The sequence below is a fragment of the Lacticaseibacillus hegangensis genome (assembly GCF_003946465.1).
In the GTDB taxonomy this organism is placed as follows: Bacteria; Bacillota; Bacilli; order Lactobacillales; family Lactobacillaceae; genus Lacticaseibacillus; species Lacticaseibacillus hegangensis.
Window position 1 is genome coordinate 1 of record NZ_RHOL01000027.1, and the last position, 12,861, is coordinate 12,861.

At 59.6% G+C, this 12,861-nt stretch carries 9 protein-coding genes; all 9 read right to left on the reverse strand.

What is annotated here, in order from left to right:
• Positions 1-150: 150 nt before the first annotated feature.
• Entirely contained in the window at positions 151-1,179 is a 1,029-nt protein-coding gene (locus tag EKM86_RS08845) for a diacylglycerol kinase family lipid kinase (RefSeq protein WP_125757145.1), read from the reverse strand.
• Between the two features lie 16 nt (positions 1,180-1,195).
• Positions 1,196-2,626 (reverse strand): Asp-tRNA(Asn)/Glu-tRNA(Gln) amidotransferase subunit GatB, encoded by a 1,431-nt coding sequence (gene gatB, locus EKM86_RS08850; protein WP_125757147.1) that lies wholly within the window; start codon positions 2,624-2,626, stop codon positions 1,196-1,198.
• On the reverse strand, positions 2,623-4,083 hold the full coding sequence (gatA, locus tag EKM86_RS08855; protein ID WP_125757149.1) for an Asp-tRNA(Asn)/Glu-tRNA(Gln) amidotransferase subunit GatA: 1,461 nt from the start codon (positions 4,081-4,083) through the stop codon (positions 2,623-2,625). The genes gatB and gatA overlap by 4 nt, the downstream gene beginning before the upstream one ends.
• 3 nt (positions 4,084-4,086) lie before the next feature.
• A complete protein-coding gene (gene gatC / locus EKM86_RS08860) occupies positions 4,087-4,383 on the reverse strand; it encodes an Asp-tRNA(Asn)/Glu-tRNA(Gln) amidotransferase subunit GatC (RefSeq protein WP_125757151.1) in 297 nt (98 codons plus the stop codon).
• 124 nt (positions 4,384-4,507) lie between these two features.
• The gene (locus tag EKM86_RS08865) at positions 4,508-5,662 is read right to left on the reverse strand and encodes a CamS family sex pheromone protein (RefSeq protein ID WP_125757153.1); all 1,155 of its coding nucleotides are present in this window, start codon (positions 5,660-5,662) and stop codon (positions 4,508-4,510) included.
• Between the two features lie 16 nt (positions 5,663-5,678).
• Positions 5,679-7,694, reverse strand: coding sequence for an NAD-dependent DNA ligase LigA (gene ligA / locus EKM86_RS08870; RefSeq protein ID WP_125757155.1), 2,016 nt, complete (start codon positions 7,692-7,694; stop codon positions 5,679-5,681).
• Between the two features lie 15 nt (positions 7,695-7,709).
• Positions 7,710-9,968: a DNA helicase PcrA gene (pcrA, locus tag EKM86_RS08875; protein WP_379909513.1), complete on the reverse strand. Its 2,259-nt coding sequence runs from the start codon at positions 9,966-9,968 to the stop codon at positions 7,710-7,712.
• Positions 9,969-10,130: 162 nt separating this feature from the next.
• A complete protein-coding gene (locus tag EKM86_RS08880) occupies positions 10,131-11,438 on the reverse strand; it encodes a 3'-5' exonuclease (RefSeq protein ID WP_164506233.1) in 1,308 nt (435 codons plus the stop codon).
• Between the two features lie 121 nt (positions 11,439-11,559).
• Positions 11,560-12,861 carry an adenylosuccinate lyase gene (gene purB / locus EKM86_RS08885; protein ID WP_125757161.1) on the reverse strand — a complete coding sequence of 434 codons (1,302 nt, stop codon included), beginning with the start codon at positions 12,859-12,861 and terminating at the stop codon, positions 11,560-11,562.

Here is a 12,861-nt window from a genome sequence, read left to right on the forward strand (position 1 = left end):
AGATTCCACCTCGCGATGGACACCCTTGCCCTTGGCTAGCGGTTCCGACTACTACGGCCCGCAGTGGACTTTCACCACCAAGTTGGCGCCCATGCCGGGCGCACCAAAACAGGCTCCGGCCAGTGTTCACTGACCAGAGCCCGTCTGTTGCTACTTTTTATCCTCGCCGGAGATTTGACCGTCGCCGTTCAAGTCCTGATGGGAAATGTGCTCCACTTCTTCCAGGTAGCCCTGCTGGCGCACCAGATCAATGTCAAGGTTCTTCTTGGGAATCTCGTCGACGTTGGCAAACATTTCGATGTGCTGCTTGAGGTTCAAGAACGTCATCGGGGCTGAACCGCCGTAGTCGCCGTCGAGGTTGATCTTCATCTCGCCGCCATCAGACCGCGTCGCAACCAGCTTAGACGTCTTGGTGTAGATGATGTTGGAATCATCGACGTGGCGCCCGCCGTTTAAGACCTTGGCGATCAGCACCAGCATGTCCCCGAAATTGCCAGTCTTGACAACGATCAGCGAGAACTTGCCATCCCCCATGCTGGAATCCGGCACGATCTGCTCGAAGCCGCCGACACTGTTGGTCATCGCCAGCAGGAACATGGAGGCCGGGCCGTCGTACACCCCGTCATCGTACTCCAGGTGCATCGGCACCGACTGGATCGCCGGCAGCATCTCTGCCGCCTTCACCACATACGCGAAGTACCCAAAAATGGACTTAAACTCCGACGGCACCTGGTATGTCAGCTCGGTCAGCAGGCCGCCGGCGGCAATATTCATGAAGTAGTGATTGTTGGCCTGACCGATGTCCATTCGCAGGGTCTGGCCCTTAAGAATGACCTTGGCCGCCGCGACCGGGTCTTCGCGCGGAATGCGCAAGGCGCGGGCGTAGTCGTTGGTGGTGCCGGCGGGAATGATGGCCAGCTTGGGCCGGTGCTTGTGCGGCGCAATGCCGTTGACGACCTCATTAATGGTGCCGTCGCCGCCTGCGCCCACAATCAGGGCAAAGCCGGCCTCGGTGGCCCGGCTGGCCTCTTTTTTCGCCGAAAAGGGTTCAGCCGTAGTCTGGAAGGCTGAGGCCTCGTAGCCCGCCTGCTCCATCACGTCTAAGATGTCCGCGACGTACCGCCGCATGCCTTCATTGCCCGAAGTCGGGTTATAGATCAAACGTGCGCGTGGGCGCATCGCGATCACCTCCTAATTACCGTTTTTTGATTTCCGTCATCAAAATGCTGTTGACGACCTTCGGATTGGCCTTGCCGTGGGTCTGCTTCATGATCTGCCCGACCAAAAAGCCGATGGCGCGCGACTTGCCGTTCTTGAAGTCATCAATACTTTGGGCATTGTTGTCCAAGATGTCATTGACGATCGGGGTGAGCTTGGCTGGATCAGACAGTTGAACCATGCCCTTTTCCTCGACCCACGCCTTCGGATCGACGTCTTCCTTGATAATTTCCTGAAAGACCTTCTTGGCGATCTTGCTGGAGATAGTGCCGTCATCGATCAGGTTGATCATGCCAGCCAGGTGGGCCGGGGTCAGCGCAACATCCTTGAGCTCCAGGTGCTCAGCGTTCAAGTAACCGGACACCTCGCCCATCAGCCAGTTTGAGGCCTGTTTGGGATCGGCCCCGGCGGCCACCGTCGCCTCAAAGAAGTTGGCCATTTCCATGGTCAACGTCAACACGCCGGCGTCGTATTCTGGGATGCCCCAGTCTGTGACGTAGCGTGCCCGGCGCTTGGCCGGCGCCTCTGGCAGCTTTGCCTGGACCTCATCGATCCACTGCTGGGACACAAACACCGGCGGCAGGTCAGGTTCTGGGAAGTAGCGGTAATCGTCCGCGCCTTCCTTGACCCGCATCAGAATGGTTTCCTTCTTGGCCGGATCCCAGCGCCGCGTTTCCTGGCGCACCTCGCCGCCTGCCATCAGCAGCTGGATCTGGCGCTTTTGCTCGTAGGCCAGGCCGTCGCGGACATGGTTGAAGGAGTTCAGGTTCTTGATTTCGGTCTTGGTCCCAAAACCATCCTGGCCAATCGGGCGCACGGACAGGTTGGTGTCCACCCGCATCGAGCCTTCCTCCATTTTGACGTCTGAAGCCCCGGTGAACTGCACGATTTGGCGCAGCTGCTCGAGGTATTGGTAGGCCTCTTCAGGCGAGGCGATGTCCGGCTCGGACACGATCTCGACCAACGGCGTCCCCTGCCGGTTCAAATCGACGTAAGAATACCCGTCGTCTTCATGGGAGTTTTTCCCGGCGTCTTCTTCGACATGCAACTCGTGGATGCCAATTTTTTTCTTCTTGCCGTCTACTTCAATCTCGACATAGCCGTTGGTGGCCAGCGGCGTCTCGCTTTGCGTGATCTGGTAGGCCTTCGGGTTATCCGGGTAGAAATAATTCTTCCGGTCAAAATGCGTGTGGCGGGTGATGTCGGCGTGCAGCGCGAGCGCAACCATGATGCCGTAGGAATACGCCCCGCGGTTGATCGTCGGCAGCGTGCCTGGAAAACCCCAGTCGATCACGTTGGTGTTGACGTTCGGTTCGGCACCGTATGACACCGCCGTCGGTGAGTACATTTTGGACTTGGTTTTCAGCTCAACGTGGACTTCAAGCCCGATTGTGGTTTCAAAATTCATTCGTTCGCACCTCCCGGGATCGCATCCTGGTAGCCGGTCGCGGTTTCAAACGCGTCGGCCGCCTGCAGCAAGGTCTGCTCATCGAACTGCTTGCCGATCAGCTGCAGGCCAACGGGCATGCCGTCAACCAACCCAGCTGGGATCGACAGTGCTGGCAGCCCGGCCAAGTTGACCGGAATGGTCAGGATATCGTTCATGTACATCGTGAGCGGATCGGTGACCTTAGCGCCAATCTTGAACGCCGTGGTCGGCGTGGTTGGGCCGATGATGAAGTCGTAATCTTCAAACACCTTGTCAAAGTCCTGAGCAATCAGGGTGCGGACCTGCGCGGCCTTCTTAAAGTAGGCGTCGTAAAAGCCGGCGGACAGACTAAAGGTCCCCAGCATAATGCGCCGCTTGACCTCGGGGCCAAAGCCCTCGGAGCGCGAACGCACGTAAACGTCCTCCAGATTCTTGACGTCCTTGGCGCGGAAACCGTAGCGGATGCCATCAAAACGCTGCAGGTTCGAGGAAGCCTCGGAGCTGGCGATGATGTAATAGGCCGGCACCGCGTACTTGGTATGCGGCAGCGACACGGTTTCAACCGTTGCGCCCAAGCTGCGGAACTGCTCGGCCGCCTGCTTGATCTGCTCAGCCACGGCCGGATCGACGCCTTCGCCCAGGTACTCCTCAGGCAGGGCGATCTTCATGCCCTGAATCGACTGACCCAGCTTTGCCGTGTAATCCGGCACTGCCAGATCAGCAGTGGTGGCGTCCTTCTTGTCATGACCGGCGATCACGTTCAGGGTCAAAGCGGCGTCGCGCACCGTGTGGGTCAAAGACCCAACAACGTCCAGACTGGACGCAAAGGCAATCACGCCCCAGCGCGAAACCCGGCCGTACGTCGGCTTCAGCCCAACGATGCCGTTAAAGGCCGCCGGCTGGCGAATCGAGCCGCCGGTGTCGGTGCCCAGCGCCATCGGCAGCTGGCCTGAGGCAACAGCGGCTGCGGAGCCGCCTGACGAGCCGCCTGGCACCTTGGTGTGGTCCCACGCGTTTTTGGTGGTCTTAAAGGCGGAGTTTTCCGTTGATGAGCCCATCGCAAATTCGTCGAGGTTCAGCTTGCCGGCGATGATGGCGCCTGCCGCCTGCAGTTTCTCAACCACGGTGGCGTCGTAAACCGGCACGAAGTTGTTCAGGATCTTGGACGCCGCTGTGGTCTTCAGGCCCTTGGTGACAATGTTGTCCTTGATGCCGACCGGCACGCCGGCAAACGGCTTGTCTGCCTCAATTCCGGCGTCGTCTTGCGCCGCCGCGGCTTTTTTGGCCGCTGCTTCGTTCAACGTCAAAAAGGCGTCGATCTCGGGGTCAATCCGCTTGATGTCAGCGAAGGTCTGCGCGGTCAGCGCGGCCGCGGTGAGCTTGCCAGATTGAAGCTGGTCGTGCAGCTTGGTGATGTCCAGATTATCGTAACTCACGGCTTAGTCGTCCTCCTTATCGATGATCGATGGTACCTGGATCAGCGTGCCCTTCTTAGTCGGCACGTTGGCCAGCAGGTCCTGAACGTCGGTGTCATTGACGGCGACGTCCTCGCGCATCACATTTTCAAGGTGAATACTTTGCGTCGTCACCGGCACGCCGGTGGTATCGACGGTTTCCAGTTGGGCGACCATATTCAAGATCTCATCGAGTTGGGCCGTGTACTGCTGCAGCTCGTCTTCCGAAAAGGCCAACTTCGCCAAGCCGGCAACGTGCGCCACACTGTCTTTTGAAATCATGTTCTCTACCTTCTTCGCTTTTGCTTAGGGATTTAATCATCTTAGTTTACCATACGAACCTGACTCGCCTGCGCGCAGCCGCCAGTTTTTTACCAAAAAACGCCCGGTTGCCCGGACGTGAGAATCAGTAACTGTCGAACACGTGCGTGGTAAAGTCCTTGGCGCCGCTGGCGCGGGCCAAGAAGGCCTGCATGCCCTGCGTGGACTGGACGGTGATCTGAACCTGCACGCCACTTGGCAGGTACTTGGAGGCCATGGCGCTGACGTACTGGGTAAAGCTTTGAATCTCGGTCAGGCCATAAAACTGCGTGTTGATGGTGACGTTGAGCCCGGCGAGCTGGTTATCTTCGTAGTGCGCCTGCGCAGTGACGCCGGCCAAGGTCGGGAAGAAGTTTTCAACATTGCTTTGGAAGTTGTTAAAATCGTCCGCAACCGTTTGGTTGATCGGCTTCTTGTTGTCGATCGTCGGCAGGACCTCATTTTGCTGATTGACCGGCTTCCAGGACTGAAGCGAGGTACCGGAGGTGGACACCACGTAATCAAAGTAGGTGCCACCGACCAGCGAGTCGCGCGCCGCCAACTTGTACAACCCGATCACGATTGGGGTGGTGTTAGACACGCCCTTCATCCGCCGCACGCGGGCGACCACCTCCTGCGCCATGCGCCGGCTCTGCTGAGTCATGGCCGCATCCGTGATGTGGGTGGTGTAGGTAGCGCCGTACTGCTCTTTTTCGTAGTAGTCGTACTCGTTCATCCCCAAGCCGATGGCCACGCCGCCCAGGCTCATTGACGACCCGCTTTGGGTCATGTAGTCCTGCTCCAAAATCGTTTGCAGGTACGTTGGGACCCGCTTGTCGGGATCAGTTTCCTTGTTGCTCTTCGGGTTTAGGCCCTCGGCGTCTTGATCAGAGCGGTGGCCCAGCCACTTTTTGGCCGTCGCCGTGGAAAGCAGTTGGCCTTCTTCAAACAGGTACTTGGAGGTCGAAAACTGCTTCTTGGCAATTTCCTGCAGCCCGGCCTCCATGCTCTTGATATTAAAGGCGTTGCCGTCCTGCTGATTCTGCGTCAGCTGCAGGCCGCGGGCGCTTGAGGTCTGATAACGACCGCCCTTGATGACCCCTTCGTAGGTGCCGGAATCCGAGGTGCCGGTGGTCGTGTATTTACTCGTGCTGCTGCCGCTAGCCCCGCTTGCCCCGCTGCCCGAATTGAAGTTCAGGTTACCACACGCGGCAAGCAGAACGGCGGTCGCCAGCAGCGCCGCGGTCAAAATTTTCTTCATCAACAAAATGCCTCACTTATAGTTTCGTCTGTAATTCCTGTTCATCCATCACCGGCACGTTCAGGGTCTGCGCCTTGGTGAGCTTTGAACCCGCCTTGGCGCCGGCAACCACCAGATCGGTGCGTTTGGACACAGAGCCGGTGACCTTGGCGCCGAGCGCCTGAAGCTTGGCCGTCAACGCCGGCCGGGTGAAGGCCGCAAACGAGCCGGTGATCACGACGGTTTTGCCCGAGAAAAATGAATCCGTAGCCACCGGCGCGCCGCCCTTAAAGGTCAAATTGACGTTGGCCTGCCGAAAGTCCTCGATCAACGCCCGGGCCGTGTCGCGCTTAAAGTACTGCACAACGCTCGCGGCAATGGTCGGACCGATGTTTTCCACGTCGGCAATGGTTGCCTCGTCGGCGGCCATCAGCGCGTCGATATCGCCAAAATGCGCCGCCAAAAGCCGCGCGGCCTTGGCGCCGACATGGCGAATGCCTAAGCCAAATAGTAGGCGTTCCACAGAGTTCTGCCGACTGTTGTCGATGGCCTTTAACAAATTATTAATCGACTTTTCCTTGAACTTGTCCAGGGTGCTGAGGTCCTCGGCCGTCAAGTGGTACAGATCGGCGACGTCCTTGACCAGTCCTTTTGCCTGCAGCTGGGCGATGATTTTCGGACCAAGACCATCAATATTCATCGCCAGCCGGCTGGCAAAATGGGTCAACTGTTCTTGGACCTGCGCCGGACACATCGGATTGATGCACCGCAGCGCGACTTCGCCGTCGACGTGCACCAGCGGCTGATTGCAGGACGGGCACGCCGTCGGGATCGCTGCCGGCACAGAATTCGCCGGCCGCTTGCTCAGCACCACCGCCGAAACCTCGGGAATGATGTCGCCAGCCTTGTGCAGCAGCACCGTATCGCCGATGCGAATGTCCTTTTCAGCGATCAGGTCTGCGTTGTGCAGCGTGGCCCGGGCCACCGTGGTGCCCGCCAAGGCCACCGGATCCATCACGGCCGTCGGCGTCACCACGCCGGTGCGGCCAATCGTCCAGTCAATGTCTCGCACCACTGTTTCCGCCTGCTCAGGCGGAAACTTGTACGCGATCTCCCAGCGCGGCACCTTGACGGTGTTGCCCAGCTCCTGTTGAAGCGGCAGGCTGTTGACCTTGACCACGATGCCGTCGATGCCGTAAGCCAAGGCGTCGCGGTCCGCGGTTTGAGTGGCAATGTAGCTGTCCATTTGCTTGAGGTCGCCGGTCGTGATGGAGCTGGGATTGGTGACGAAACCCAAGTCCTGCATGAAGGCGATCGCGTCATGCTGGGTTTCGATGTTGAAGCGCTCTGGGTCGATCAGCGTGTAAATGAACGTCGCCAGCTCGCGCGCCTTGGTCACCTTGGGGTCGAGCTGGCGCAAGCTGCCCGCCGCCGCGTTGCGCGGGTTGGCAAACGTGGCCAGCCCTTGCGCCTCGCGCGCGGCGTTCAGCTTGGCAAAAGCCTTTTTAGGCATGTAGCACTCGCCGCGCACCTCAATGTTCAGGGGCTGTTTCAGCTCATGCGGAATGTCCTTAATGGTCATCACGTTAGCCGTGACGTCCTCGCCGACATTGCCGTCGCCGCGCGTGGAGCCCTGCACCAGCTTGCCGTTTTCGTACACCAGTGACAGCGACAGCCCGTCGATTTTAAGCTCGACGTTGTAGTCGACCTGTTCTTCGACGCCGCCTTCTAGCCGCTCAGCCCACTCCTCCAGCTCTTCCAGGGAAAAGACATCCCCCATCGACAGCATGGGAATCGGGTGCGGCACCTTGACAAAGTCGGTGTCGACACTGCCGCCGACCGCCTGGCTGGGCGAATCCGGCAGCACCAAATCCGGGTACTTGGCCTCAATTGCCAGCAGCCGCTGATACGCCATGTCGTATTCATGGTCGTCAACCGTTGGCGCGTCTTGGTCGTAGTACTCGCGGCGCCACTGGTTGAGCTGATCGACCAGCGGCTGAATGGCCGTCGCTGCGTCGCTGTGCGTCATTGCCGAAACGTCCTGCTCTGCCATCTTGCTGCCTCCTGTCTAGTCCACGTGTTTGGTGATCGGGGCAAACGCGGCCAGCAGCCGCTTGACCCCCATTTCCGGAAACGCGATGTCCAGCTCCTGGTCATCGCCCTTGCCAGAGACTTTGACGATGGTGCCAACACCCCACTTGCGGTGCGCCGCCTTGTCGCCAACAGTCCAGGTGACCTTGCCGGCGGTGCTGGTCGGCGCCGTCGCGTTGTCCACCACCTTGGCCCGCGTGCCCTGCGGGTGCCGCGAGTAAGTTGGCGTCACGGCCCGCGCTGTGCGGTTGGCCTCGCGGTCGAACGGATAACTCGACTTCGGGGCCTGCTGCCCGACCGTTTCGAGCAGCTCAGGGTCAATTTCTTCGATGAAGCGACTTTCCGGATTGTTTTGGCGCTGGCCATACAGCATCCGGGCATAGGCATTGCTCAGATACAGCTTTGACTTGGCCCGCGTGATGCCGACATAGGCCAGCCGGCGCTCTTCTTCCATTTCCTTTTCGTCCATGGCGGAGCGGGAAAGCGGGAAAAGGCCTTCCTCCATGCCCACCATGAACACGACCGGAAATTCCAGGCCCTTGGCGGCATGCAGCGTCATCAAGGTGACTTCCTGTGCGTCTTCTTCGACCTCGTCTTGATCCGAGACCAGCGCCAGATCGGCGATGAAGTCAACAAAAATGTCAGAGTTTTCGTCTTCGGGTTCGTAGCGTTCATCGAACTGCTGCGTGACAGAAAGCAGCTCCTGCAAGTTCTCGATGCGCGTGTCGGCCTCGACGGTGCCGGCGTTTTTCAGCGTTGGCAGGTAACCGGTGTCGTCCAAAATTGCCTGCATCAGGTCGGTGACGGTGCCCTTGTCCTTTTTGGCCTGGATCTGCTGGATGGTCGCGCCAAACTTGGCCAGCGCCCCGCGGGCCTTGCCCGACACATCAGAAAGCTCGGCATTTTGCGCCGCTTCCAGCAGCGACCAGCCGTTTTGAGTGGCGAAGGCCTGAAGCTTGTCCATCGACGTGTCGCCAATGCCGCGCTTGGGCTCATTGACGATCCGGTTGAAGCTCATGTCGTCATCCGGGTTGATCACCAGCCGAAAATAGGCCAAGGCGTCGCGAATTTCCTTGCGGTCGTAGAACTTGTGGCCGCCGACCATCTTGTACGGGATGTTGCTTTTGACGAAGGCCTCTTCAATTGCCCGAGATTGCGCGTTGGTGCGGTAAAGCACCGCGAAGTCGCCGTACTTGCGCTTGCCGGAGCGAGTGTCCTGCTCAATCGTTTTGATGACAAAATAGGCCTCGTCGAGTTCGCTTTGGGCCCGGTAGTAGGTGATTTTGTCCCCAGTCTTGTTTTCGGTCCACAAGGTCTTCACCTGACGCTTTTTGTTGTTCTTGATCACGGCGTTTGCCGCCTGCAAGATGGTTTTGGTCGAGCGGTAGTTCTGCTCGAGCAGCACGACCTGCGCATCCGGGTAGTCCTTTTTAAAGTCCAGGATGTTTTGCATGTTCGCGCCGCGCCAGCCGTAAATGCTCTGGTCGGCATCCCCGACCACGCACAGGTTACGGTAGCCATCCGCCAGCATTTGGACCAGCTGGTACTGGGCCTCGTTGGTGTCCTGATATTCGTCGACGTGAATGTACTGGAACTTATTTTGGTAGAACTTCAGCGTTTCCGGATCTTTCTGAAACAGGATGATGGTTTGCATGATCAGGTCATCAAAGTCCAACGCCTGGTCGGACCGCATGCGCTTTTGGTACTCGGCGTACACCGTCGCCGTGGTTTGCTCAAATGGCGTGCCGGCGGTCTTGGCGTACTGCTCAGGCGTTTTCAGGTCGTTTTTGGCGTTGGAGATCGCCGATAGCAGGGCCTTGGGGTCGTAGCGCTTCGGGTCGATGTTTAAGTCGGCCAAGATGTGCTTGACCAGCGTCTTTTGCTCGGCCGGGTCGGCAATGGTGAACGCGCGGTTCATGCCCAGTTTCTCGATGTCGCGGCGCAGAATGCGGACGCACAGCGCGTGGAAGGTCGAGACCCAGACGTCGCGGGCCAGCTCCGGGTCGAGCATCCGGCCGATTCGCTCCTTCATTTCGCGGGCGGCCTTGTTGGTAAAGGTGATGGCCAGAATGCGCCAGGGGTTGATGCCCTTCTCCTCGATCAGGTAGGCGACGCGGTGCGTCAACACGCGCGTCTTGCCAGAGCCCGCCCCGGCCATGATGAGCAGTGGGCCCTCAGTGGCCAGCACCGCCTCGGATTGTTTATCGTTCATGCCTTTCAGAAGTGCATTCGCCATGATATCGTCCTTCCTGCTTTATCTTTGCTTTTCCCATTGTACCAAAAAAGCCGCTGCCAAAACAGCGGCCGCACCGCGCGAAAACGGCTTCACGCTGGGCTTTTATGGGCGCAGGCGCACTGGGACCGGCCCGGTTAAAATTTAGGCTCGGCGCCTAGCGCCTCACTTTTTCTGCTTCAAACTGGTCGCTTCAAACACCTGGTTGAACTCCTTGACTAATGCCTCAGGATCGCGCGCGTCCTCTTGAAGGTACGCATACAGCGCATACGTGGTCACCGCATCATACAGCGCCCCGTGCGCGAGCAGACTCAGCCCCAGGTAGTGGCGGTAGGTCGTCAGGCTGACTTCCGGGTTGCCCGGCATCGGCCCGGCCTGCTTGGCCAAAAGCGCGACGTCGATCAGCCGATACGGCTGCGGGTACAGGTTGAACTGGCGCCGCAGCACCGGCAAATCGCCGCCGTGCATCGAAAACCCCAGCAGGCTGTCCTCACCGATGAAATCGATGAACTGGCGGATCGCCTCGTTGGCCGGCAAGCCGTACTGCTTCAAGGTCTCTTCATGAATGCCCGTGACGCGCTGCGAATAGGTATTCAGGTGGCGCCGCGCCGGCACCTGGACGAACACGTTGAAGGTGTCGACAATGTGGTTGGCCTTGACCTTGACCGCGCCAATTTCCGTGATGAACATGCCTTCACGCGCGTTGCCACTGGAAAATTCCAGGTCAAACGCCGTAAAGTCGCTCACCGCCGTTTTTCCGTAGAGGACCTCGCGCTCGCCGCGGTTCAGCGCCGCCGAGCGGGTGCGCGGAAACTGCCGGCGCCGCAGATCTTTCGCCCGGGTCAGGACTTCCTGCTGCTGGCCGCTTCCGGCGCGGCCGCCCTGGCTGCGGCGACCCGCCACGATCGCCGGCATCGGCAAGCTGCCCAAAAAGCCGTGAAGCCATGGCTTGGCCAACTTGGCCTGAGTGACTTTGACACCAGCGAGGCCGGCTGCCTTAAGGGTCCCGCCGGCCACTGGGCCGTAAAGGGTGACACGCACCGGCGCGCCGTCTTCCTCCAGCCGCCACTGGTGCAAGATGGCCTGCAGCGTCAGCAGTTGATTTTGAATCTGCCGGATCTCGCGCCAGCGCGGGTACAGCTCCTTGGGCAACTGCGTCAAATCCCGCAGCGTTAAAACGTAGCTGTTCAAAACCCCGCGCAGCAGGCGGTCCGCCGCCTGGCCGGGCTTGGGTCCCTGGGGCTGGATCACTTGGGCCACCAGCGGCAGCGGTATGCCCTGGGCAATCGCCCGCGGCCACAGCCCCTGCAGGTGCATCGTCAGATCACCATCTTCGCTTAGTGCACTGGTGATCTGCTCAGGGTCGCCGCCGGCAAACGCAGCCAACAGCCGGACAGCGGCAGTCAGCTGCTTGGGCCACAGGTCCTCGTCCAGCGGTTTTTGCACTAATTGTTTAACTTCCTCGACGTCCATGTTGTCCCACTCCATTCGGCTTCAGCCTACCGAAAATCACACTGCTTTGCAACCGCTCACGTCACGCAAAAACCGCCAGCACAAGGCTGACGGCCCGTTTGCAGGACCACAGGCGGGGCTTTTAGGCCTCGCCCAGGCCGATCCGATCAAAAATCTCATCCACATGGCGCAGGTGGTAGTGATAGTCAAAGGCATCGTCCAGCGCCGCCTGATCCAGCCGATCGGTGACTTTCGGGTCGGCCTCAAGCAGCTGACGGAAGTCGCGGTGCTCGTCCCAGGCCTGCGCGGTCTTGGGCTGCACCAGATCGTACGCTGCTTCCCGGCTCATGCCCGTTTCAATCAGCTTGAGCATGACGCGCTGGCTGAAGATCAGGCCATGCGTCTTTTGCATGTTTGCCTTCATCGTCTCCGGGAACACATCGAGATTTTGGACGATGCCAGTGAAGCGGTGCAGGATGTAATCCAATAAGCCTGTGGCGTCGGGCAGCATGATACGCTCTGCTGAGCTGTGCGAAATGTCTCGCTCGTGCCACAGCGGGACGTCTTCCAGTGCGGGAGTCGCGTAGCCGCGAATGATGCGGGCCAGCCCGGTGACATTTTCGGAGCTGATCGGGTTGCGCTTGTGCGGCATGGCCGAGCTGCCCTTTTGGCCGGGATTGAAGTGTTCCTCGACCTCGTGCACCTCGGTGCGCTGCAGGTGGCGGATCTCCAGGGCAAACCGCTCAATCGACGTTGCAATCAGGCCCAGGGTCTGAATGTAGTGGGCGTGCAGATCACGCGGCAGCACCTGCGTCGAAATTTCCTGAGCGCGGATGCCTAAGTGCTCGCAAACGTACGCCTCAACCGCCGGTGGCGTGTTGGCAAACGTCCCCACTGCGCCGGAAATTTTGCCGGCTTCGACATCGGCAGCCGCGTCGTCAAAGCGCTTGAGGTCGCGCTTTAGTTCGGAGTACCAGGTCGCCAGGACCAGGCCAAACGTGGTCGGTTCGGCGTGGACGCCATGGGTGCGGCCCATCATCACGGTGTGCTTGAATTCCTTGGCGCGGCGGCCGACCACAGCGAGCAGCGCCTCAAGGTCTTCGCGCAGGATGGCGTCGGCCTGCTTCAGGACGGCGCCTTGCGCGGTGTCAACCACGTCGGTGCTGGTCAGGCCAAAGTGCACCCATTTTTTCTCCGGGCCAAGGGACTCGGAAACGGTGCGCGTAAAGGCCACGACGTCGTGGCGGGTGACGGCCTCGATCTCGTGGATGCGGTCGACGGTGAAGCTGGCGTTTTGACGCAGCGCCTTCACATCGGCTGCCGGGATCTCACCCAGCTGGCTCCACGCCTCGGCGGCCAGGATCTCAACTTCGAGCCAGGCCTGGTAGCGATTCTTCTCTGTCCACACGGCGGCCATTTCAGGGCGGCTGTAGCGATCGATCAT

Coding starts and splice junctions, on each gene's coding strand:
- EKM86_RS08880 (WP_164506233.1), bottom strand. CDS start 11,438: ATGGACGTCGAGGAAGTTAAACAATTAGTGCAAAAACCGCTGGACGAG.
- EKM86_RS08865 (WP_125757153.1), bottom strand. CDS start 5,662: ATGAAGAAAATTTTGACCGCGGCGCTGCTGGCGACCGCCGTTCTGCTT.
- purB (WP_125757161.1), bottom strand. CDS start 12,861: ATGATCGATCGCTACAGCCGCCCTGAAATGGCCGCCGTGTGGACAGAG.
- gatB (WP_125757147.1), bottom strand. CDS start 2,626: ATGAATTTTGAAACCACAATCGGGCTTGAAGTCCACGTTGAGCTGAAA.
- ligA (WP_125757155.1), bottom strand. CDS start 7,694: ATGGCAGAGCAGGACGTTTCGGCAATGACGCACAGCGACGCAGCGACG.
- pcrA (WP_379909513.1), bottom strand. CDS start 9,968: ATGGCGAATGCACTTCTGAAAGGCATGAACGATAAACAATCCGAGGCG.
- EKM86_RS08845 (WP_125757145.1), bottom strand. CDS start 1,179: ATGCGCCCACGCGCACGTTTGATCTATAACCCGACTTCGGGCAATGAA.
- gatC (WP_125757151.1), bottom strand. CDS start 4,383: ATGATTTCAAAAGACAGTGTGGCGCACGTTGCCGGCTTGGCGAAGTTG.